The sequence below is a fragment of the Rhizobium sp. WYCCWR10014 genome (genome assembly GCF_001657485.1).
Lineage (GTDB): Bacteria > Pseudomonadota > Alphaproteobacteria > Rhizobiales > Rhizobiaceae > Rhizobium.
Genome location: NZ_LXFU01000024.1, coordinates 24,425 through 46,134, shown reverse-complemented (window position 1 = coordinate 46,134; position 21,710 = coordinate 24,425). Strand labels below are relative to the sequence as shown.

Annotated in this window: 28 protein-coding genes; 10 read left to right on the top strand and 18 right to left on the bottom strand. The window is 60.8% G+C overall.

Annotated features, from left to right (window positions below; genetic code table 11):
- Window positions 1-4: 4 nt before the first annotated feature.
- Both A6U98_RS03185 and pcsA read right to left on the bottom strand, forming a co-directional pair.
- Window positions 5-985 carry a quinone oxidoreductase gene (locus A6U98_RS03185; RefSeq protein ID WP_064648013.1) on the bottom strand — a complete coding sequence of 327 codons (981 nt, stop codon included), beginning with the start codon at window positions 983-985 and terminating at the stop codon, window positions 5-7.
- A gap of 9 nt (window positions 986-994) precedes the next feature.
- Complete coding sequence (gene pcsA / locus A6U98_RS03180; RefSeq protein WP_017960412.1) at window positions 995-1,723, bottom strand: phosphatidylcholine synthase; 729 nt, start codon at window positions 1,721-1,723, stop codon at window positions 995-997.
- 357 nt (window positions 1,724-2,080) lie between these two features.
- On the opposite strand from pcsA, the gene A6U98_RS03175 reads away from it, so the two are divergent.
- Entirely contained in the window at window positions 2,081-2,893 is an 813-nt protein-coding gene (locus A6U98_RS03175) for a ferredoxin--NADP reductase (RefSeq protein WP_064648011.1), read from the top strand.
- Between the two features lie 49 nt (window positions 2,894-2,942).
- Here the strand turns inward: A6U98_RS03175 and A6U98_RS03170 are convergent, their stop codons facing one another.
- The 5 genes from A6U98_RS03170 to A6U98_RS03145 form a co-directional block, all read right to left on the bottom strand.
- Window positions 2,943-3,557 carry a GntR family transcriptional regulator gene (locus A6U98_RS03170; protein WP_064648009.1) on the bottom strand — a complete coding sequence of 205 codons (615 nt, stop codon included), beginning with the start codon at window positions 3,555-3,557 and terminating at the stop codon, window positions 2,943-2,945.
- A 301-nt stretch (window positions 3,558-3,858) separates the two neighbouring features.
- A complete protein-coding gene (locus A6U98_RS03160; protein ID WP_064648005.1) occupies window positions 3,859-4,761 on the bottom strand; it encodes an NADP-dependent oxidoreductase in 903 nt (300 codons plus the stop codon).
- Window positions 4,762-4,842: 81 nt separating this feature from the next.
- On the bottom strand, window positions 4,843-5,241 hold the full coding sequence (locus A6U98_RS03155; RefSeq protein ID WP_028734184.1) for a DoxX family protein: 399 nt from the start codon (window positions 5,239-5,241) through the stop codon (window positions 4,843-4,845).
- A gap of 29 nt (window positions 5,242-5,270) precedes the next feature.
- Window positions 5,271-5,651, bottom strand: coding sequence for a glutathione S-transferase N-terminal domain-containing protein (locus A6U98_RS03150; RefSeq protein WP_064648003.1), 381 nt, complete (start codon window positions 5,649-5,651; stop codon window positions 5,271-5,273).
- Window positions 5,648-6,496 carry a class III extradiol ring-cleavage dioxygenase gene (locus A6U98_RS03145; RefSeq protein ID WP_064648001.1) on the bottom strand — a complete coding sequence of 283 codons (849 nt, stop codon included), beginning with the start codon at window positions 6,494-6,496 and terminating at the stop codon, window positions 5,648-5,650. The genes A6U98_RS03150 and A6U98_RS03145 overlap by 4 nt, the downstream gene beginning before the upstream one ends.
- A 151-nt stretch (window positions 6,497-6,647) precedes the next feature.
- On the opposite strand from A6U98_RS03145, the gene A6U98_RS03140 reads away from it, so the two are divergent.
- Window positions 6,648-7,544 carry a LysR family transcriptional regulator gene (locus A6U98_RS03140; RefSeq protein WP_064647999.1) on the top strand — a complete coding sequence of 299 codons (897 nt, stop codon included), beginning with the start codon at window positions 6,648-6,650 and terminating at the stop codon, window positions 7,542-7,544.
- A gap of 172 nt (window positions 7,545-7,716) precedes the next feature.
- Here A6U98_RS03140 and A6U98_RS03135 read toward each other — a convergent pair whose 3' ends face one another.
- The 8 genes from A6U98_RS03135 to A6U98_RS03105 form a co-directional block, all read right to left on the bottom strand.
- The gene (locus tag A6U98_RS03135) at window positions 7,717-8,076 is read right to left on the bottom strand and encodes a VOC family protein (protein ID WP_064647997.1); all 360 of its coding nucleotides are present in this window, start codon (window positions 8,074-8,076) and stop codon (window positions 7,717-7,719) included.
- 74 nt (window positions 8,077-8,150) lie between these two features.
- Entirely contained in the window at window positions 8,151-9,353 is a 1,203-nt protein-coding gene (locus A6U98_RS03130; RefSeq protein WP_064647995.1) for an ABC transporter permease, read from the bottom strand.
- Window positions 9,343-10,059, bottom strand: a complete 717-nt coding sequence (locus A6U98_RS03125) for an ABC transporter ATP-binding protein (protein ID WP_064647993.1) — start codon at window positions 10,057-10,059, stop codon at window positions 9,343-9,345. The genes A6U98_RS03130 and A6U98_RS03125 overlap by 11 nt, the downstream gene beginning before the upstream one ends.
- A gap of 12 nt (window positions 10,060-10,071) precedes the next feature.
- Window positions 10,072-11,364 (bottom strand): efflux RND transporter periplasmic adaptor subunit, encoded by a 1,293-nt coding sequence (locus A6U98_RS03120; protein ID WP_064647991.1) that lies wholly within the window; start codon window positions 11,362-11,364, stop codon window positions 10,072-10,074.
- A 162-nt stretch (window positions 11,365-11,526) separates the two neighbouring features.
- Window positions 11,527-11,901 (bottom strand): GFA family protein, encoded by a 375-nt coding sequence (locus A6U98_RS03115; protein WP_064647989.1) that lies wholly within the window; start codon window positions 11,899-11,901, stop codon window positions 11,527-11,529.
- An 8-nt stretch (window positions 11,902-11,909) separates the two neighbouring features.
- Complete coding sequence (locus A6U98_RS03110; RefSeq protein WP_018241980.1) at window positions 11,910-12,119, bottom strand: hypothetical protein; 210 nt, start codon at window positions 12,117-12,119, stop codon at window positions 11,910-11,912.
- Window positions 12,120-12,151: 32 nt separating this feature from the next.
- On the bottom strand, window positions 12,152-12,310 hold the full coding sequence (locus A6U98_RS36630) for a hypothetical protein (protein ID WP_156667809.1): 159 nt from the start codon (window positions 12,308-12,310) through the stop codon (window positions 12,152-12,154).
- Between the two features lie 211 nt (window positions 12,311-12,521).
- Entirely contained in the window at window positions 12,522-13,076 is a 555-nt protein-coding gene (locus A6U98_RS03105) for a cytochrome c (protein WP_064647987.1), read from the bottom strand.
- A 228-nt stretch (window positions 13,077-13,304) separates the two neighbouring features.
- Here A6U98_RS03105 and A6U98_RS03100 point away from each other — a divergent pair, with 228 nt between their 5' ends.
- The 8 genes from A6U98_RS03100 (at window position 13,305) to A6U98_RS03065 (ending at window position 18,862) form a co-directional block, all read left to right on the top strand.
- Complete coding sequence (locus tag A6U98_RS03100) at window positions 13,305-13,808, top strand: cytochrome b/b6 domain-containing protein (protein ID WP_064647985.1); 504 nt, start codon at window positions 13,305-13,307, stop codon at window positions 13,806-13,808.
- 153 nt (window positions 13,809-13,961) lie between these two features.
- Complete coding sequence (locus tag A6U98_RS03095; protein WP_197496336.1) at window positions 13,962-14,375, top strand: hypothetical protein; 414 nt, start codon at window positions 13,962-13,964, stop codon at window positions 14,373-14,375.
- A gap of 93 nt (window positions 14,376-14,468) precedes the next feature.
- Window positions 14,469-14,696 (top strand): hypothetical protein, encoded by a 228-nt coding sequence (locus A6U98_RS03090; RefSeq protein ID WP_064647984.1) that lies wholly within the window; start codon window positions 14,469-14,471, stop codon window positions 14,694-14,696.
- The gene (locus tag A6U98_RS03085) at window positions 14,693-16,159 is read left to right on the top strand and encodes a TolC family protein (protein ID WP_064647982.1); all 1,467 of its coding nucleotides are present in this window, start codon (window positions 14,693-14,695) and stop codon (window positions 16,157-16,159) included. The genes A6U98_RS03090 and A6U98_RS03085 overlap by 4 nt, the downstream gene beginning before the upstream one ends.
- Window positions 16,160-16,172: 13 nt before the next feature.
- Window positions 16,173-17,519, top strand: a complete 1,347-nt coding sequence (locus A6U98_RS03080; protein WP_064647980.1) for a copper oxidase — start codon at window positions 16,173-16,175, stop codon at window positions 17,517-17,519.
- Between the two features lie 32 nt (window positions 17,520-17,551).
- Window positions 17,552-18,031, top strand: coding sequence for a plastocyanin/azurin family copper-binding protein (locus tag A6U98_RS03075; RefSeq protein WP_064647978.1), 480 nt, complete (start codon window positions 17,552-17,554; stop codon window positions 18,029-18,031).
- 23 nt (window positions 18,032-18,054) lie between these two features.
- The gene (locus A6U98_RS03070) at window positions 18,055-18,342 is read left to right on the top strand and encodes a copper-binding protein (RefSeq protein WP_064647976.1); all 288 of its coding nucleotides are present in this window, start codon (window positions 18,055-18,057) and stop codon (window positions 18,340-18,342) included.
- 55 nt (window positions 18,343-18,397) lie between these two features.
- Window positions 18,398-18,862: a DUF411 domain-containing protein gene (locus tag A6U98_RS03065; RefSeq protein WP_064647974.1), complete on the top strand. Its 465-nt coding sequence runs from the start codon at window positions 18,398-18,400 to the stop codon at window positions 18,860-18,862.
- Between the two features lie 187 nt (window positions 18,863-19,049).
- On the opposite strand, the gene A6U98_RS03060 is transcribed toward A6U98_RS03065, so the two are convergent.
- The 3 genes from A6U98_RS03060 to A6U98_RS03050 form a co-directional block, all read right to left on the bottom strand.
- On the bottom strand, window positions 19,050-19,676 hold the full coding sequence (locus tag A6U98_RS03060) for an isoprenylcysteine carboxylmethyltransferase family protein (RefSeq protein WP_064647971.1): 627 nt from the start codon (window positions 19,674-19,676) through the stop codon (window positions 19,050-19,052).
- Between the two features lie 92 nt (window positions 19,677-19,768).
- Window positions 19,769-20,476, bottom strand: a complete 708-nt coding sequence (locus tag A6U98_RS03055) for a YafY family protein (protein ID WP_064647968.1) — start codon at window positions 20,474-20,476, stop codon at window positions 19,769-19,771.
- Window positions 20,473-21,405 carry an NAD(P)-dependent alcohol dehydrogenase gene (locus tag A6U98_RS03050; RefSeq protein ID WP_064648297.1) on the bottom strand — a complete coding sequence of 311 codons (933 nt, stop codon included), beginning with the start codon at window positions 21,403-21,405 and terminating at the stop codon, window positions 20,473-20,475. Before A6U98_RS03050 ends, A6U98_RS03055 begins: the two co-directional genes overlap by 4 nt.
- Between the last annotated feature and the right edge of the window lie 305 nt (window positions 21,406-21,710).

Genomic DNA, 21,710 nt, shown 5'->3' with positions numbered 1-21,710 from the left:
GATCTCATGGAATCAGCAGCGTCGTTCCTGTTGTTTTTCTTGTTTCCAGATCCGCGTGAGCCTGCCCAACCTCACGCAGCGGATAGGTTTGATTGATATTGATACGCACTTTGTTGCTTTGCACAATATCAAATAGCGCTTTCGCACTGTCGATCAGTTCCTGGCGCGCGGCGATGTAGGTGAAGAGCGTCGGCCGCGTTGCAAAGAGCGAGCCCCTCTGCGCCAGCGCCGCGAGGGTGAAATTCTCGATCGGACCGGAAGATTGGCCGAAGGAGGCAAAAAGGCCGCGCGGCTTCAGACAATCGAGCGACTGTGGAAAAGTATCGCGGCCGATCGAATCGTAGACGACATCCACGCCCTTGCCGCCGGTGATGTCGCGGACACGGTCGACGAAGCTGTCGCTCTTGTAGTTGATCACATGGTCGTAGCCATGGGCGAGCGCCAGCTCGATCTTGTCTTCGGAGCCCGCCGTGCCGATGACGGTCGCGCCGAGCGCCTTTGCCCATTGGCCGGCGATCAGGCCGACGCCGCCGGCAGCGGCGTGGAACAGCAGGATCGTCTGCGGACCGACCTTGAAGGTGCGGTTCAAGAGATATTCGGCAGTCATGCCTTTCAGCATCATCGCCGCTGCCGTTTCGAGCTCGATTCCCTCGGGCACATGCACCAGATGCCGCGTCTCGACATTGCGTTCTGCGCTATAGGCGCCGTCGGCGCCGGCATAGGCGACACGGTCGCCGACCTTGAAATCCTCGACGCCGGGGCCGACCGATGTCACGGTGCCGGCCCCCTCCTTGCCGGTGACGAAGGGCAGGTGCGGCGCCTTGTAGGTGCCGTTGCGGAAATAGACGTCGATGAAATTGAGACCGACCGCCGCCTGCCTGATCTGCACCTCGCCCGCCGACGGCGAAGGAAGATCGATCTCGACATAGTCGAAAACCTCCGGCCCGCCCGTCCTCGAAAATGAAACCGCCTGTGTTTTGGTCATCAGCCTATCCTAATCTTCGCGTCCAAGGGCGGGGAAGAATTGCAGCACCGCGCCGATGACGTAAAGATAGGCTCCGGTCACGATGAAGAGAATGAGCGCCCATTCTGGTGTGTCGAAATGCATCAGCAGCGAAAAAATGCCCAGCGCCGACCACAGGAAAAAGACGCCGAGATTGAGCGGGCGCAGCCTTTTCACCCGGACCGGGTGGAGGAAATTGATCGGCAGGAACGTCAGCACCACCGAAACGATGACAACAGTGAGCGCCGTCGTGGCGCTAGCATCGATGACGAACAGCGTGAAAACGATCATGTTCCAGACGACGGGGAAGCCGGAGAAGAAATACTCGTCCGTCTTCATGCCCATATCGGCATAGTAGATGGCGCTGGAGACGACGATCATGCCGGCGGCGACGAAGGACCAGGGCTCGCCGATCATGCCGCTCTGATAGAGCGCGAAGGCCGGCAGAAGCACATAGGTGACGTAATCGATGATATTGTCGAGCGTATCGCCCGACCAGTTCGGCAGCACTTCCTTGACGCGCACCTTGCGGGCGATCGGCCCATCTATGCCGTCAACGAGAAGGGCAAGTCCCAGCCACCAGAACATGTCGATGAAGCGGTGTTCGGCGGCGGCAACGACGCCGAGAAAGGCAAGGAAGGAGCCGGATGCCGTCAGGATATGGACGGAAAAGGCGCGCATCTCCGCATAAGGAACACGCTTGTAGTTGAAAATCTTCATATTCCCCCGACCGCCCTATCGCGCTCGCCCCGGCAAGCATCTTTTTTTTCGCCACTATCGCCGAACCCTGTTGCTGAATCGGGTTCGCCGCCGTAGGTCTTTGTTGTCGCACCGTTTTTGCCAAAATCGGCATCCGTTTCCGGCGTGCTGCTCTAATATGCATCCTTTGCCGGGCTTCGCCAGCGGGAAATACGACATTCCCCACCCGCCCCCTGCTCCCCATTGAATCCTGACAATGACATGCATATTTCCCTTTAGAAGCGTCGCGTGGAATGGAATGCCTTTAATTCCGGCCCGATATGTAATATCTCGCTCGCATCCGACAGTTCATCCGACGAAACGGGATCCTCTACCGCAATGAACGCGCCTGCAAAGACCGAAGACTTCGCCTCGTCCATCCCCGCCGGCGTTTATGCCGAGACGGTGCTCGATGTCACGCACTATACCGACCGGCTCTTTCGCTTCACGATGACCCGGCCGCAGGGCTTCCGTTTCCGTTCCGGCGAATTCGCGATGATCGGCCTGATGGTCGAGGGCAAACCGGTCTTCCGCGCCTATTCGATCGCCAGCCCCGCCTGGGCCGAAGAGCTTGAATTCTTCTCGATCAAGGTGCCGGACGGTCCGCTCACCTCACATCTGCAGGCGATCAAGCCGGGCGACCAGGTGCTGATGCGCAAGAAGCCGACGGGCACGCTGGTGCTCGACGCGCTGACGCCCGGCCGTCGTCTCTACATGTTCTCGACGGGAACGGGCATTGCGCCTTTCGCCAGCCTGATCCGCGACCCCGAGACCTATGAGAAGTTCGAGGAAGTCATCCTCACCCATACGACACGTGATGTCGCCGAGCTGAAATACGGCTTCGACCTCGTGCACGAGATTCAGAATGACGAGTTGCTGAAGGAAGTCGTCGGCGACAAGCTGCGCCACTATCCGACAGTCACGCGCGAGGATTTCGAATATCGCGGCCGCATCACCGACCTGATCTCGTCCGGCAAGCTGTTCACCGATCTCGGCGTGCCGCCGCTCGATCCGGAAATCGACCGCGGCATGATCTGCGGTTCCTCGGCCATGCTGAAGGATACCAAGGAACTGCTCGAAAAGGCCGGCCTCGATGAAGGCGCCAACAGCAAGCCCGCCGAATTCGTCATCGAGCGCGCTTTCGTCGGCTAAAGCATTTGTGACAATCAGACCTGTGGCGGCTCCGGAAACGGAGCCGTTTCTATGTCTGGCTGAGGTAATCGATCAGCACCGCCATGGCGGCGCGTGCCTCATCCGGCCTGCCCTGGTGGATGGCGCGGATGACGGCGACGTGCAGCGCGATGGCGCGGTCCATGCGCTCCGGGCTTGCCTTGGAGTACCAGAGGCGACGTGAATGGGTCTGCACCGGGCCGAGTGCTGCCGTGATGAAGCCGTTCGGGCAGGCATCCTCGAGAATTTCGTCGAAGGCCTTGTCGGCGGCAAAGAAGCCGGCGAGATCGCCGGTCACCGCGCATTCCTCCATCGCCCGGGCGCAGTCGATGAGGCGGACGCGCTGCTCGTCGCTCGCATGTTCAGCGACAAGGCTTGCCGCGATCGGCTCCAGCTCGCGGCGCACCTGCATGACATTGCCATGATCGTCCGGCGCGATCTTGGCGACCTGCAGCCCGACGCGCGGCTTCACCAGGATCAGCCCCTGCCAGGCGAGCTTCTGGATCGCCTCGCGCACCGGTGTCCGCCCATGGCCCGCCATATCGATCAGCTGCTTTTCAGTGACAAGTGCGCCGGGCTTCAGCGCCAGCGTCACGACCAGATGCTCCAGCGCGAGATAGGCAAGATGGCTCTGAGAAGTCTGCATGCCAGCGGATCCATCGCTCAAGACTGATATATCACATTCTTGCACGCCCAACAACTGCGGGCAAGTTATGCTGATATATCAATACTTGGCTACGGAAAAGTGTCGACGACAACCTGTCCGGGGTTGCCTGGATGCTGGACTGCGTTGTCCCAAGGACCAGATCGTCTTCGGCAATAAGCCGATGGATATTGTGCTGCAACTGTGGATGAGCCGCCTTGAAGCCCTTCGCGAAATAGCGCAGTTGGCGCGGCGCGTTTTGCTGGAGTGACAGGGCCCCGACGGTCGGCCCTGTCTTGATCCCTCAATGTTTGAGCACGACTTTGCCGGGGGCTCCCGCTGCGACAGCATTCTGCGCCGCACCAATCTCATCCAGGGTGAAAGTATGGGAAATCGGGATGACCAGGAGGCCGCGCACGGCAGCATCCAGCACGGCGTCGAGCGTCGCCGCATCGGTGCGGTGGAAGAGTTCATGGATGGTGACGCGGTCTGCGGCATTGGCGCCTTCCGGCACCGGAACGATGCTGGCGACCGTGCCGCCATCACTGATATGGCCGATGAGATTGCCGGCCACCGGGCCGGCCGTGCTGATCGCGTAGGCAAAGTCGGGGCTTGCGGCAGGCAGCGTGATGTCGAGCGCTTCGCCGGCCAGGGCCTGACCTTCGCTCAGCCGCTCGGGACGGACGCCGGCTACCGGCTGGGCGCCGATCTGCTTGAGATACTGGATGGCGGAACGGCCGACTGTCCCGAGGCCGCCGGAGACCAGAACCCGGTCCCCAGCCTTGACGCCAAGCGCCTCGACGGTCTGGCGCCCGGTCAACCCGGCCTTGACCAGCGATGCACCCTCTTCGAAGCTGAGGCCAGCCGGCAGCTTGGCGACGGAGGTGGCGGGAAGCACACCATATTCGGCATGGGCGCCTTTGCCGTTTGCCGCGAAATCGGCGACAACCCGATCACCGACCGCAAAACCGGTGACGCCGTCGCCGAGTGCTGAGATGGTGCCGGCCGCATCGCCCCCGAGCACAGCCGGCAGCGGAAGCGGGATGAACTTGGCCATGAAGCCCTGGCGAAGAATGAGGTCGAAAGGATTGACGGCGGATGCCTCGATCTTGATCCGGATTTCGCCCGGTCCGGGCATCGGCGTCGGGATATCGCCGATTTCGAACTGATCGACATCGCCGTAGGATTTGAGAAGGGCCGCTTTCATTGTGGTCTCCAGATTTTGTCGTCGCGTTTGGGCGTGAGACCAGGCTGCCGGCTGGCAGCCCGGTACAGGCGCTTCCCGCCGTTATGCCGTGGCCGGACGACGCGCGGTGTCCAGCGTCCATGCGCCACCACCGGCAAAGGCGATGTAGAGGAAGATGAAGCAGAACAGGATGGCGACTTCGCCCATGTTCAGCGCCGGCCAGAAGCCATAGGGCATATGGCCCATGAAGTAGGCGGCCGCCATTTCGCCCGAGGCGATAAAAGCGGCGATGCGCGTTTGAAAGCCGACGAGCATCAGAGCCGAGGTGATCACCTCGATGGCGCCGGCGATGATCATGATCGTCGGAAGCGGATAGGGCACGCCCTGAATCGGACCCGGAAATTGCAGGAATTTCATGGTCGCGTGTTCGAGGAAGAGAAGCGCAGTGATGATGCGCAGGATTGCGAGGACGTATGGCGTCCATTTGCTGATATCGGTCATCGAGACTTTCCAATGTGTGTTATGGGAGATCAGGCGGCGGATGCCGCTTTCTTCAGTTCCTGGTTTTCTTTCCAGAGCTTCATCGACATGGCGAAGACGCCGTCGACATAATTCCGGTAGACCGTCATGCCGGCCGGATCGCGGCCTGCCTTGGCTGCAAAGAACGCAACGATGTCGTCGGATTCCGTGACGTATCGGCCGGGCTCAAGCTGCGCGGAGGGAAAGCTCACCTTGTCGAGATGCGGCTGAAGCTCGGCGCGGATCTTCGCCTCCTGCTCGCTGTCGGGAACGAAGTCGCGGGTCTCAACTTCCGGGGCCAGTCCCGATTCCAGAAGAAACAGGCGAACCTTGAGGCAGAAGGGGCAGTTTTCCTTGAGATAGACGATCGGCTTGAACGTTGCGCTGGTCATTGCGCTTCTCCTTTTGATTGAGGGACGGAGGGAATATCGCCGAAGCGGAAGCTCGACGCGGTCAGGCCGCCGGCGAAGTCTTTCTGGTGATAGGTGACGGCGCCCGGTTCGTCCTCGGCCGCACCCACCGCCACCATCAGGGGGATCAGGTGGTCTTCCCGCGGATGCGCCGCGCGGGCAGCGGGCGCCTTCTCCCATTCGACAAGCCGCTCGGTGCGCTTATCGACCGGCGAGCGGATCAGCGTCTCCTGCAGCCAGGCGTCAAACTGACGGGAGGGGCCATGTCCGGCCGTGCCCTGTATGGCTGACAGGTTGTGGTAGCTGAGGCCGCTGCCGATGATCAGCACGCCTTCGTCGCGCAGCGGCTGGAGCGCCCGGCCGACCTTGAGATGCAGCGCCGGATCGTAGCCGGCATCCAGCGAAAGCTGGACAACAGGGATGTCTTCGTTGGGATAGAGCGGCTTCATGAGGCTGAAAGTGCCGTGATCGAAGCCGCGAATGGGGTCGGGCCTAGCATCGATGCCCGCGGAATGCAGCAGATCCTGTACGTGACGCGCCAGCTTGGGGGAGCCCGGCGCACCATATTTGATCTGGTAGAGATAGTCGGGGAAGCCGCTGTAGTCGTAGACCATTCCCGGGTTGCTGCCCGAAGAGACGGCAAAGCCCCTCTCCTCCCAGTGGCCCGAAACGACCAGCACCGCCTTGGGCAGATCTTGAAGCTCGGCCCGCATCTCGATCAGGGATTGCTCGAGCTTGTCGAAATTGCTGCGAAAGCCACCGGTCATATAGGGCCAGGGGCCGCCGCCATGGCTAAGGAAATAGGTGGGCAGTCTCGATGTCTTCACGTCGCCATTCCTTTTCGGCACCACCGCTGCGGCTGAACGTCCGGCGGATCGATCACCTCAGTCCGCCGGTCTTGTCAGCGACTGTCTTGGTTTTCCCTGGATTGATCAATCGGCTTTGCTAACATGCATCATTTCCTCTAGGTTGATGATCATGGACACGATGATGAGCCTGCGGGTATTTTGCTTGGTCGCGGAATTGAAGAGCTTCACCGCAGCAGCAGGCCGTTTGAATCTGTCGCCGGCGATGGTGAGCAAACACGTGATGCATCTGGAGACGCGCCTGGGAAGCCGGCTCTTGAACCGGACCAGCCGGAGTGTCACCCTTACCGAAGCCGGCGCGCTTTATTTCAACCAGACCAGGCAGATGCTCGAAGGCCTCGACGAACTGGAAGCGTCGATCGGCAATGTCACGGTCGCGCCGCGCGGAACGCTCAAATTCAGTGCTCCGGTGTGGGCGGCCAGTTCAGGCTTTGTCAATATACTGGCCGAATACAACAAGCGTTATCCGGATGTCAGCCTGGATATGGATCTGAGCGGCCGGATCGTCAATCTGGTCGAGGAGGGCTTTGACCTTGCGCTGCGGGCAATGTCGTCCGAGCGGCTTGATCCCGGTCTGGTTGCGCGCCCATTGGCGAAGATAGAATTCCGCCTGATGGCATCGCCGGATTATCTCAGGCGCGCCGGGCGCCCCCAGAGCATCGCCGAGTTGAACGGCCATGCGCTGCTTCGCTATAATGGCATCAATGTCAGCGAAAGCCTGCTGCTGGGCCGCCAAAACGATCGGCATAAGGTCACCTACCGCAATGTGCTGCTGAGTGCCAACGAGACGCTTCTGCACCTGGCGGCCTTGCGGGGAATGGGGCTGGTCTTCCTGCCGGAATGGCTGGTGGAAGAGGATCTGAAATCAGGCCGGCTGGAGGTGGTGCTTGCCGGGGCGCTCGGCATCAGCAACACGCTGCATGCCGTCTACCCGAGCCGGAAATACCTTTCCGCCAAAGTCCGCACCTTCATCGATTTTCTCGTCCTGCGCTCGCCAGAGGTATTCTGATGCATCATTTTATTCTTAAATCGATTTCGATTTACGGAATTATGCAGTAGTCGCAGCGATCGAAGCGGAAGTGCCCACGGAGAAGCCCGTCTACGTCGTTCTCGACAACGACGCGACCTGTGAGCAGGCTGATCGCTGCGACGGCCCCGAGCAGGCCGGCACTACCCCTCGGTCACTCCTTGCGAAAAGCCCGGCTGGAAACCGAGATCGAATTTTGACATGGGTCTTTTGCATTGGCGAACTGGTAGCCATCGGCGTTATGGATGGCCCCGAACTTGAGGCCATTCTCCGCGCATCGTCTGCAAAAAGCCTCGACGTCCTCCACGTCGAAGACGAGCTTGACGGTGGATTGGCCGCTCCGCTGGCCCTTGGCGGCCTGGTGCAGCATGATATTCGCACCGCCGTCCTGAGCGATCAGTTCAATGATCCTGTCGCCAGGCAGGCTGGTCGCCTTGAAACCGAAGTGCTTCTCATAGAAGCGTGCCGTTTCCTCGACATTCCCAGCGTAGATCACCAGCCTGTTGAGCGGCATGACGCTTAGCCTCCGATAGCCGTTGCGTTCGATTGACACGAGTAGAGAGACATCATGCGTTTTGCCACGGTGCATTATTCATGCCGCAGCGCCTCGATGGGGTTCAACTGCGCTGCCCTTCTCGCCGGGAAATAGCCGAAGATCATGCCGATTGCCGCGGAGAACAGGAAGGCGACGGCGACCATCAGGGGACTGAAGACGAAGGGCACTTTCAGGAGCGTCACGACGCCGAAGCCGAGGCTCAAGCCAAGTACGATGCCGGTGGTGCCGCCGAATAGCGACAGCGCCACCGCTTCGACGAGGAACTGGGTGAGCACCTGGTTTTCGAGGGCGCCGATCGCCAGGCGGATACCGATTTCGCGGGTTCGCTCGGTGACGGAGACCAGCATGATGTTCATGATGCCGATGCCGCCGACGAGCAGGCTGATCGCCGCGACGGCGCCGAGCAGGCCGGTCAGCAGCGTCGTCGTGCCGGTCATCGCCTCGGCGATCTGCGTCATGTCGTTGACATTGAAATCGTCCTGGCGGCCGGGCACGATCTTGCGGCGCTCGCGCAGGAGATTTTCGACATCGGACTGCACTTTGGCTGTGGAGACGCCGTCGCGCGCCGAGATGATGATCTGCGGCACGTTGCTGCTGCCGCTGATGCGCCGCTGGAACACCTTGACCGGCATGATGACGACATCGTCCTGGTCGTTGCCCATGCCGGACTGGCCGCGCTTGGCCAGCACGCCGATGACGGGGCATGAGACCTTGCCGACGCGGATCTGCTGCCCGGTAGGGTCGGCGCTGCCGAAGAGCTGCGAGCGCACGGTCTCGCCGATGATGCAGCGCGCCTGGCCGCGTTCCTCGGCGGGGAGGAAATTGCGGCCGAGCGCCAGATTCCAGTCCTGCGCGATGAAATAGTCGTTGGTGGTGCCCGACACGCTGGTCGAATGGTTCTGGCCGCCGAATATCACCGTCGCCGTCGACTGGTTGAGCGGCGCCACGGCCCTGAGGCCGCCGATCTGGTCGCGGATAGCCGCGACGTCCTTGACGCTGAAGCGCTTTGCCTCGGAACTTGCCCGGCCGGGGCCGAACTGGCCGGGACGGACGAACAGCATGTTGGTGCCGAGCCGCGACAGCTCGGTCGAAACCTGTGCGGTGGTGCCGTTGCCGATCGTCACCAGCGCGATAACGGCGGCAACACCGATGACGACGCCGAGCACGGTCAGGAACGAGCGCAGCATGTTGCGGCTGATGGCGCGCAGCGCCAGCTTCAGCGTCTCAAAGAACATGATCCGCCCTCCTCCGGTGCTCGACCTCAGTCTCCAGCTTGCCGTCGACGAAGCGCAGCAGCCGCTGGGCATAGGCGGCAATATCGGGTTCGTGCGTGACCATGACGATGGTGATGCCCTGCTCGCGGTTCAGCCGCGTCATCAGATCCATGATCTCGACGCTGGTCTTCGTATCGAGATTACCTGTGGGCTCATCGGCGAGGAGCAGTGCCGGCTCAGTGACGATGGCGCGGGCGATGGCAACGCGCTGCTGCTGGCCGCCAGACAGTTCCTGTGTCTTGTGATGTTCGCGCCCGGTGAGACCGACCAGCGCCAGCGCTTCACGGGCTCGCTCACGCCGCTCGCGCACCGCCATTCCGCGATAGATCAACGGCAGTTCGACATTTTCGACGGCCGAGGTGCGCGACAGGAGGTTGAAGCCCTGGAAGACGAAGCCGAGCATATGGCGGCGCAGCAGCGTCAGCTGGCTGCGGTCGAAGCCGCTGGTCGGAATGCCTTCGAAGATGTAGTCGCCTGATGTCGGCACGTCGAGGCAGCCGAGAATGTTCATCGCCGTCGATTTGCCGGAGCCAGACGGCCCCATGATCGCGACGAATTCATGGGCGTTGATCGCAAGGTCGACGTGGTCGAGCGCGCGGATCGCCGCCTCGCCCTCGCCGTAGATTTTCGAGACCTGTCTGAATTCGATGAGCGGCGGGCTTGCCATCCGTCTCTCCGCCTAGTTCGCACGCGTCGTGGCGTCGGTCACCAGTGCGTCGTTTTCCTTGATGTCGCCGGAGACGACCTGGGTGAACTGGCCGTCGGATGAGCCGACCTGGATGACAACAGGCGCCGGGCGACCATTGCGCAGCACCCAGACACGGCGCTCAGCGCCCTTCAGCGCCGGGCCGGCATTGTTGTTGCGCTGGCGTGACGGGCCGAAGATACCGAAAATGCCGCGGCCGCGCCTTTCTGCCTGCGCCGGGGCGTAGCGCAGCGCAGCGTTCGGCACCATCAGCGTATCCTTGACGGCCTCGACGGTGACATCGGCCGTCGCCGTCATGCCGGGGCGCAGAAGCAGGTCGGCATTGTCGACGGATAGAACCGCCTTATAGGTCACGACATTGTTGACCACTTCCGAGGCGAAGCGGATCTGCTCGATCTCGGCAGGAAAGGTGCGATCCGGATAGGCATCGACCGTGAACTTCGCCTTCTGGCCGACGGCGATCTGGCCGACATCGGCCTCGTCGACATCGACCTGCAGCTCCATCTTCTTCAGGTCGCCGGCGATGGTGAAAAGGATCGGCGCCGAAAGCGAGGCTGCGACCGTGGCGCCCGGATTGACGGAGCGGGTGAGGATGACGCCGTCGATCGGCGATATGATCTTCGCCTTGGCGAGATTGACTTCGGCAAGCTGCAGGTCGGCCTCCGAGGCCAGGACCTCGGCCTCATTGATCTGCTTGGCGGCGACGGCGGAATCATATTTGTAGCTGGCGTCGTCGAGGCTCTGCTGGGTGGAGACGTTGCTCTTTACCAGACTTTTCAGCCGCTCGAGCGAGGTGCCTGCCGATTGCATATCGGCATTGGCTTTGATGACGTTCGCCTTGGCCGAATTGAGCTTGGCGCGCGAGCTCTTCACATCCGCCTCGAGCTTGTTGGTATCGAGGAGAGCGAGCACTTCGCCTGATTTGACCGTGCTGTTGTAATCGACATTGACGTCGCGAACCGTGCCTGACAGTTCGCTCGATATATCCACCTGCTCGGTCGGCTGTACCGAGCCGGTGGCTGTGACGAGCACCGTCAGGTCACCGCGTTTTGCCGGCTGGGTGGCATAGCTCACTTCGCCTTGCCCACGACCCATATAGAAATAAGCAGCGACGGCTGCGGCAACGATGAGGATCAGCAGGATGAGCAGGCGTCCGCGCCAGCGGCTGCGCTTGCCCTGCCGTCCCGATGCAGCAAGGACCGCGGCGAGATCGGACGCTGCGCCTGTCTTTGCTCCGGTTTCGCTGCCGCTTACGATTTTGTTCATGTCGTCCTCAATTCGTCAGTGGCCGCCTGCGGCCTCTGCGGTGAAGTAATCACAACGCAGATGAACCGGCGATTAGCGTTGCCGCCGAACTGGCACGGAATTGCGGATGGGTGAAATGAAATATTGGTAAGGAAAGTCAGGTTTTCGATGAGCAAGCGTCCGTCAGTTCGCATCCTCGGCAAATTGGCCCGCGTCCGGCAAAGGATGCAGCCACGGTTCACGCCGCTTGATCCAGACTTCATAGCTAGGCGCAAGGTCGGTCGGTGGAGTGTCCAGGGACCCCAGGCGGAGTTCGGCCTCATCTTCCCTGAGGCAGAAAAGCCTGCCGCCGCAGGTGGGGCAGAAGCTGCGGCCGGCGAAAGTGGCGATCTCGCCGCTGTGGGAAAAAGCCTGGCGCGGCCAGACCGCGAAGAAGGTGAAGGCGGAGCCGCTCGATTTGCGGCAATCGGCGCAGTGGCAGAGGCCGGTGCGAAGCGGCTCGCCTTCCACCCGGTAGGCGACCGCCCCGCAAAGGCAGCTCCCGGTTCGGATCCCCATGGCGCCCGTCAGGCGTCGAGATTGGTCGGCAGGCCCGGTGGGCGCCGCTTTGCCGCCATCAACAGGTCGAGTTCGGTGGCGGACGGGCCAAACTTCTCATAGAGGCGTTTTGCCTCCTTGTCGTCGAGCCGATATTTCCTGGCAAATTCGCCGATGCTGTAGGGGCGGCCCCGCAACACTCTGCGCGCCGGGGTCGCCGTATTCGGTGCGTCGGTCATGGTCTTCTCCTTTTCGTCAGGTACCCTTTAAGTTAGAGCGACCCGTCGATTTGGAAAGAGCCGGCGAGCCGCATCGAGGCTTCCGGCATGGGGAAATGCAGTTGTTTTCCTGGAACCTTTTCGCCGAAATGGACATTTTCAGACCGAGGTTGCGGGCCGCGCCAAGCGGACGCGGCGGTGCCGGAGAACATCGGGATTTTTCCGCTTTCTCCCGATGGCCAACGAAATGGCAGTCGAGCTCCCTACCCGCCCGGTTCGCTTCCTCATCCTACTGTTTTCGACCGGCGCGACGACAATGGGGCGACCGCCGTTGGGAGGCCGATCTTTCCTCAATGAATATTCGGGCGTGTTGCGTGTAGACGCGCCAATCAGGCAGACAATTCCAATCGCGAGTGGCCGCCGTCATTCCATCCTGAACCGGGTGTGACAGGTCGTGCAGGTCTGCAGCATGAGGTGGAACGCGTGTTCCGCCGGCATCGCCGACAGTTCGTGCTCGTTGCGGATATGAGTGCCGAAAGGACCACCACCCATAGCCTCTCCGGGCTTCATGCGCATCCCGGCAGTCATCGGCCCGGGGTTCTTTTGCGCGGCGGCATCCAGCGCGACGGCGTAGTCGCGCAGGTCGTTGGCGATGCGGTCGAACCGGTCGCGCTCATTAAGAATGTTCGGTCCGGCCTTCGACTGCCGACTGTCGGCCGCGGATGCGAAATGTGCAGAGAGAACGCCTCCAGACTTGTCGCGGATGGTGTCAGCCGCCCATTTGAACTCGCTGGCCTTGTAGGTCGTCGAATCCTTGAACATGCCGGAGATCGTCTTTGCCGCTGCGGCCATGGCTTTCATGTCCGCCTGCCGAATGGCGACGATGTCCTCCTCGGCCGTAGACACGGCTGCTACCATCAGGACCGCCGCCATGAAGGCGAACAGTCCGAATCTGTTCGCGTCAGCTGTTAATCTCATCGACGAAGCCGCCTGGATTAGTCACCATGATGCTGCAACGGATATCCGATGCCGTGACCGGATATCCGTCTTTATCTGGGCAGCAAGAGGGCGGATGCGCGCCCGTCAGGCGGCCGGCGCATCCCAGCTTCCCGTCGGATCTGTAGCACTTAGATCTTTTTGCAACCGAGCGATGAGAAAGCATTAACTGCCGCCGGTTAGTCTGCGCCTCTCGCTCGGAGAGGATCGATGAAGAGTGGCTACTCGCTCGCCGAGATAGGACTCCACTGGCTCGTCGCCTTCATGGTGCCTGTTCAGTATCTGACCGGCGGCAGCATTGAGAGAACCCACCACGCCGTGCACATGGGTCTCACACCATCCTATTGGGACGTCGTCCAGCACCAGCTTCACAACTATGCGGGAATGGTGATCGGCCTGCTGATGGGCGTGCGGCTGGTTCTTCGTCTCCTTCAACCGCCCGAAACCAACAGGCCGGATTCATGGGCCGGGCGAGCCGCTAAGGCGCTGCACTACGGCTTCTACGTCGCAATCATCGGACAGGCCTGCATGGGGTTCGTCGCGAGCTATCTCTCGTTCGCCATCGCGCCGTATCACGTGATCGGGTCGAGGATTATCCTGGCGATGGTCGCGCTGCACCTCGCCGCAGCGGCCTGGCACACGCTGGTCGCCCGTGACGAGACGGTCGACCGCATGGTGTTCTCGCGGCGGAAGCGGTCAGCCGAGAATTTCTAGAGTGGCCAGCGTCAGCAGGACATAGCGGCCGGTCTTGGCGGCGAATACCCGGATCGTGAACGGGATGATGTTCGTGCCACATAAAGGACTCGAACATTGACGACAGATGAGTTGCAATTGAAATCGAGCTGCTTTTCATGTAGTTCGAGGAGCATGGGCAAGATGTACCGAATCGCAATGAGCAGGCTGCTCGTGATGATGCGGCTGGTGATCATCGTATCACTGGCGGGGTACTCGCTGTCGAACGCCAGCGCCGCCATGCATGGCTCGTCGTTCCCCGAAATGGCTGCGGCCGTGTCAGAAACCGATGCCATGCAGCATCACGATGGCCATGACATGACGAAGATGGCTGTCCATGACCACTCCCAAGGCGATGCCAGCGGTGACGCCGATGGCGTATCGAAGCCCGTCAAGCAAGAGTGCTGCAAGGATTTCTGTGGCGGGGTCGGCATTATTTGTGAAGGCCAGAATGTCGGCGGGCCCGTCGTAACTTCGATCCGCCAGTTCATCGACGACCGGACGACCCTTGGCGAACTGCCGACCCTCCACCGTCCCCCGAATATCTGAATAGAGAAGCACCCGCTTAATCGGGTCTAGTCGGACGCTTGCCTGCTTCTGGGCGAGCGCGCCGTAGGCTATCTCCTATTCGGATATTTCAAAATGAAACCCTCGCTTTTCGTGGTGGGGCTGCCGCTTGTTGCCGGCGGCTGCGCATCCACGCTTCCTCCCGACGTGGTGGCGTTTCCCACCGCGGTCGTTCAGCCGTCCGCGCTTCCGGCGGCATACAGGTCGCCGCTCACAGGTTACGTCGCCCGCCAGCCGGTCGATCCCAAACCCTGGCGCAGACAGAATGATCTGCAGTCTCCCATGAATGGAGACGGCTCATGATCGGCACCACAAGACTGATCGCGGCGCTGGCATTTCCGCTCGCGTTGAGCGGCTGCGTTACAGGCGCCGACTATTCCCGCAAGGAGGCGGGCTTCACCTCCGTTGCCAACAAAACCGCCACGGTCACGGCGAAAGAGACCGTCTGGATCCAAGACCAGAACCAGGCCCGATCGGCGGCGGCGCAGGTCAAAAGCCTGCTTGCTCGAACGAAGCCTCTCGACGTCGAGACGGCCGTCCAGATCGCGCTGCTCAACAACAAGGGCCTCCAGGCCGCCTATGCCGATCTTGGCGACAGCGCCGCCGACGCCTGGCAGTCGACGATGTTCATCAACCCGACCGTCTCCATCGGCACAACCGGGATCGGAACTCCGGAGCTGCAGGCGTTCAAAACGATCGAAGGGATGATCACGACGAACATCCTGGCGCTCGCCACGAAGAACAGGGACATAGCGATAGCCGACACCCGCTTCCGGCAGGCGCAATTGATCGCGGCAGTGAAGACACTTCAGGTCGCCGCTGACACCCGGCGCGCCTGGATTAGCGCGGTCGCGTCATGGGAGAACGTCGGGCAGCTTCAGCACGCTCAGGCGGCTGCCGACGCAGCCTCGGAACTCGCCGAGAAACTCGGCGAGACAGGCGCGATGGCCAAGGGCGCCCAGGCCCGTGAACATGTCTTCGTCGCCGAACTCGCCGCAGAAACGGCGAAGGCCCGGCTGGCGGCCCGTCTTGCCAAGGAGGATCTGACGCGGCTGATGGGCCTCTGGGGCTCCGATCTGGACTATCGGGTCCCGAACGGCCTGCCGCCGCTCCCCAAATCCGTCGTCAGACGCGATACCATCGAGGCCGAGGCTCTCAGGAACCGCATCGATCTGCAGATCGCTAAGCTCGAACTTGAGGCCACGGCCAGGTCCTACGGCCTCACCGAGGCGACACGCTATGTGACAGACCTCGAAATCCTGACCGGTTTCGAAACAGAACGCGAAATCGAGGACGACGAGAGGAAAACACGAACCACTGCGCAGTTGGAGCTTGAGTTCGCCATCCCGATCTTCGACACCGGCAAGGCCCGGATGCGCAAGTCCGAGCTGGCCTACATGCGGGCGGCGAACCTCTTGGCAGAGAAAGCCGTCAACGTCCGCTCGGAAGCACGCTCCGCCTACGAGGCTTACCGCTCGCACTACGATATAGCGCGGCACTACCGCAACAGCGTCGTGCCGCTGCGCACCAAGGTCGAGGAGCAATCCCTGCTGACCTATAACGGCATGATCTCGAACACCTTCGAGCTGCTGACAGACACCCGCGACAAGATCAACTCCATCCTGCTCTCCGTCAACGCGAAGCGAGATTTCTGGCTGGCCGAAGCCGACCTGGCGCCTGCGATCTACGGGGGCGGCGCGACGAAGGCGGCGGCGGAGACCGAGGTCGCCGCTGCTTCCGAAAACAGCGCTGGCGGCGGTCATTGAGAAAGGACACACCATGTTCAACAGACGACAACTTTTTGGAGCCAGCGCTGCTCTGCTCACCACGGCCGCCTGGACGAAGACGTCGGCGATGGGGCTGCCCGAGGCCCCGACGATGCAATCGGCAGACATGCAGCCGCCAATCCACCCCAGCTCAGGTCCGGACTACCAACCCGTGGTCACCCTCAACGGCTGGACCTTGCCGCACAGGATGAACAATGGCGTCAAGGAGTTCCACCTCGTCGCCGAGCCGGTCGAGCGCGAGATGGCGGACGGCATGACCGCCTATCTGTGGGGCTACAACGGACAGTCACCGGGACCGACGATCGAGGCGGTCGAGGGCGATCGCGTCCGCATCTTTGTTACCAACAAGCTGCCCGAGCACACGACGATCCACTGGCACGGCATGATCCTGCCGTCGGGCATGGACGGCGTCGGCGGCCTGACGCAGCCGCACATTCCAGTCGGCAAGACCTATGTGTACGAGTTCGACCTCGTGAAATCCGGCACCTTCATGTACCACCCGCATTCCGACGAGATGGTGCAGATGGCCATGGGCATGATGGGTTTCTTCGTGATCCATCCGAAAGATCCCAAGTTCATGCGCGTCGACCGAGACTTCGTCTTCCTGCTCAACGCCTACGACATCGACCCCGGCTCCTACGTGCCGCGGATCATGGAGATGACCGACTTCAACATGTGGTGTTGGAACAGCCGCGTGTTCCCGGACATCAGCCCTCTCGTTGTGTCCAGGAATGACCGGGTGCGCGTCCGCGTCGGCAACCTGACGATGACCAACCATCCGGTCCACATGCATGGCTACGATTTCGAAGTGACCTGCACCGACGGCGGCTGGGTGCGGCCGGAAGCGCGGTGGCCAGAGGTGAGCATCGACATCCCCGTCGGCGCGATGCGCGCCTACGAGTTCGACGCCAAGTACCTCGGCGACTGGGCGATCCACTGCCACAAGTCGCACCACACGATGAACGCCATGGGGCACGACATCCCGACCTTCATCGGGGCTGACAAGTCCAAGGTCGCCGAGAAGATCAGGAAGCTTCAGCCGGAATACATGCCCATGGGCACAAAGGGCATGGCAGATATGGGCGAAATGGAAATGCCCATCCCCGAGAACACCGTTCCGATGATGACCGGCTGGGGACCGCATGGTCCGATCGAAATGGGCGGCATGTTCTCGGTCGTCAAGGTCCGCGAGGGGATCTCGGCAGACGATTACTCAGATCCCGGCTGGTACGAAAACCCGCCCGGAACGCAGGCCTGGGAGTGGACCGGAGAACTTCCGGACGCGACCAAGGCCAAAGACGCGGAAACGCAAATCACGCCGAAGCCGACAAACGGCTGAGGTCCAATCTCAACATCGAAAAGGAATTACGGATGAAGAATTATCTCATGGCACTGGCCCTTGCAGCACTCGCGTCGCCGGCACTTGCCTCAGGCAATCATGCCGGTGGCCACGGCGAGAAGATGGCTATCGGAGAACCAGGCGACAAGGCCAAGGCGACACAGACCATCCGCGTCACGATGAAGGAAACCGATGACGGAAAGATGCTGTTTACCCCCGCGGCCTTCAACGTCCGCAAAGGGCAGACGGTCAAGATCGCGATCAAGAATGCCGGAACCGTCGACCACGAATTCGTGCTCGATCAGGAAGACAAGATCCTGGAGCACAAGAAGGTCATGGAGAAATTCCCGGAAATGGAACATGCCGACGCCAACTCCATCCGTCTTCCGGCTGGCCAATCCGGCGAGATCGTCTGGAAGTTCACCACCGACGGCGAATTCAAGTTCGCCTGCCTGATCCCCGGCCACTACGAGGCCGGTATGCACGGCGACGTCACCGTCGCCGGCAAGTAGTCTGCAACAAAGGAGCTACACGCATGAAAACTGCAATGATCAAAATCGGCCTCGCCGCCCTGCTCTGCACCAGCGCAGCCTTCGGCGCATTCGCCGAGGAATTCACCAAGGGTGTCATCAACAAGGTCGACACAAAGGCAAAGAAGGTCACCATCAAGCATGAGGACCTGAAGAACCTCGACATGCCCGCGATGACGATGGTCTTCCGTGTCGAAGACCCGGCTCTGATCGAGAAGCTGAAAGAAGGCGCGAATGTCGAGTTCGTTGCCGAGCGTGTGAATGGCAAGCTGACCGTCACCAATGTAAAATAGCGACCTCCTGCCGCCCGGGTCTATCCGGGCGGCAGGACATCGAGGAGCGCAGACGATGCACGGAAGAAGAAGTTTCATTGCAATGGCGGGCTCTGCCCTGGTGTTCCTGAGCGCAAGGGCTCGTGCCACGGCTCCGGCAAAAATGACCGTCTATAAGGACCCGAATTGCGGTTGTTGCCACGAATGGGCGAAGGCGATGGCAGAGGCAGGTTATTCCGTCGATCTCCACGACACCGACGACCTTGCCGCAGTCAAGGCACGGCTTCGCGTGCCTGCCGAAATGGAAGGATGCCATAGCGCTGTCGTCGAGGAATACTACCTTGAGGGACATGTTCCTCTCGAAGCAGTGCAGCGCCTGCTCCGAGAGCGACCGCCGGTCCGCGGACTGGCCGTGCCGGGCATGCCGTCCGGCTCATTGGGAATGGGTATCGATCCGGCCGCGGTCTATGATGTCTATGCGATCCCCTCGGGGACCGGCGCGCCATACGTGTTTATGGAGGTTCGTCCCCGGAAGGGCTGACGCATCGATCAATCAAACCCGAGCTCGGCGGTTTATCGAAGATCTGGACCTCTGCGCGTCGCCGACAAGGCGAAGTTCGCGCATGCGAATTGGGAGCGCACGACTGGAAGCTGACGAGCGGTTTGTCACAGCCTATTAGGACAGAGGCCACCGTTCTCGCCTCGAAGTGCTGTTCACACGGTCACTTTCAAGGAACAATAATAGCCATGGCTAGAAAGCCGCTTTCTCGAAGGTATTCGACCAGTTCGGAAAATGGGATCATGGCGATGGTGAAGAGAGAATCTCTTGATGTCACCAGCAGCGCCCGGTTGGAAATCACCGGAGCCTGCCCCCACTCAAAATTGGAGAAATTGGGCCAGAACAATGGTGTGCGCCGGGCGTATTCCGCGTATGGCTCGGCAAAGAGGTGAGACAGATATATGGCCTCCCGCTTCGCCGTATATCTGAACACAAGATAGGCGAGCAGCGTGAAAATTCCGGTGAAAAGCAGACTACCAAACACCAGGCAGACACCGCTGATCATGCAGAGCGAAAAGAGATAAAGAGGGTTGCGGGTGATCGAATAGGGTCCCTGGGTCACAAGCGCGGAATTTTTTCGACCTCCAATATAGATGGTCGACCAGATTCGTCCGATTATGCCAAAGGCGATCAACAACGTACCGAACTGAGCGAGCAGGGTCAGAAAAAGGCTTTCAGATCCGAAGCTTGGATGCGCGATGAGCTGGAAGGTGACAAAGGCAACGGTCAGCGCCCAAAAGGCCCAAATTCGCCGCTTCTGCTTGAAGGGGCGGTCAGAGGAAGTCGTATAAGCCATCAATATTTCCGATCTCTATAAAGTCTTCGAAACGCTCTGCAGGCTGCTGCCTGCAGAGCGAGGTTGAATTCGGGGGCCGAGGCAACAATCAGCTATCCGCAATCCCTCTGTTTGCAGGGATGCTGTTCCTGAGCGCGCCACTCCTTGACGAGTTGGCGGCGGTTTCCCGGATAGTGATCGTCCAGGAAACTGACGGTCATGACGTGGTCAGCTTGGAAGATGCGAAAGTTGCCCTGCAGTTCGCACCAACCCGCGATAAATCGCTGTGAATCAATGAAACCCAGCATGATTGGCCATATGGTCCTTTCGGACACGGCCCCGCTTCGATCTTTGTACGTGATGCTTATCTTTCGCTGCTCGCGCATCGCTCGCCTGACCTGCGCCAGATCAACAACCGATGAACCTTTTTCAGAACGACCAACAAAGAACGTATTATCGTCCAAGCCCCGTCGTAGGTCGGGGGGAAGCACGCCCCCGATTTTTGCAAGCGCATTTTGAACAGCGTGCGCCAAAGCATCGTCCGTGTGTCGGCTGACCCACTGCGCGCCAGCGACAAGCGCCTGGATCTCTTCTTCCGTGAAAGACAGAGGCGGCAAAAGGAAGCCCGGCTGCAGTATGTAGCCGACCCCGGGCTCTCCATCGATATCGGCGCCCATGGCCTGTAGCGTCACGATGTCACGACGGATGGTCCGCAGCGAAACGCCGAGCTCGCGCGCAAGCGTCAAGCCGGGCACCGTTCCGCGGTGACGACGAAGAACTTGCATCAGGTCAAATAATCGATGGCTTCGTGACACGCTCACTCCATCACGACGAGGGCTTTTCCGGCGAGCTTTCGTCCGGACTCAAGAGCCGTGATGAGTGGAATCGCTTCGCTGAGAGGCACGATCTCGGCGATCGGAAGGCGAAGATTTTCGTCCTTGGCGGCACGAGCAATTCTATCGAGGATCTCGGACCTCGGTGTGCACACCACAACCTTCAGTCTTCGGTTGAACAGCGACCGAATGAATTTTCCCGGCGTGGGATTGAGGTCGACGAACCGACCATTCTGACGCAAGAGCCCAAGCCCCACTGCGTCCGTCATCGTCGCAGCCGTGTCGTAGACCACATCGAAACGCTCGCGAACCGTCGACAAATCAGTTGTCCGATAGTCGAACACGGTTTGAACGCCGAGGGCCCGCGCCCGTTCCGTCGCCACCGCGCTGCAACTGCCCGAGACCTTTGCGCCCAGAATCTGCGCGATCTGCACAGCCGCTTCGCCCACCGCACCGGTACAGCCATTGATGAAGACGTGCTCGCCGGCAGTCAGCTTCGCTTTGTCGACCAGCCCGTTCCAAGCAGTGGCTCCAGGCGTTCCGAGACAAGCCGCCTCCTCAAACGAAACGGTGTCGGGCTTCTTGGCCAAGAAGCTGTCCTTGGTGACGACAGCCTCTCCCAGGGCGCCGCTCTCCTTGAACCGGGCAAGACCGAATACGGCATCGCCGATCTTGAAGCGCGTCACCCCTTCACCGACCGAAATGATCGTCCCGGAAATATCCATCCCCATTGCACGAGGAAAAGCCCTCCCCGTAACAATCTTCATCCGTCCCGCCCGCAGCTTCCAATCGATGGGATTGATCGCTGCGAACTTGATCTTGACCGCCACTTGTCCTTTACCAGGCGAAGCCAGTTCGAACTCCTCGAGCCGCATTAGATCGGGGCCGCCGTACTGGTGATATTGAATGCGTTTCATAGTGGGCCATTCTTCCTGTTTTGCTGAAGGCACGATTGTGACAGTGGCAGCCGCCGCGGGCCCGGGCAGCGCCAGCGGCCCGATGACCAGGCGACCCCCCTGCCCGCGTTTGACGGGGATGCTTGGGGATCGCATGGACATCCGCGGAGGCAATTTCCGGCGTCGCCGCGAAGTCTGATGGCCATGGCTTTCCTCAATTCCGTCACGTCGATGCAGGTTAGAGCACCACGGTGCCAGATTCTGGCACCATCGTTGGTGTGACGTCGTCCGCTTGGAGATCTAGCGGCCCAGCAGAGATCTTCGGG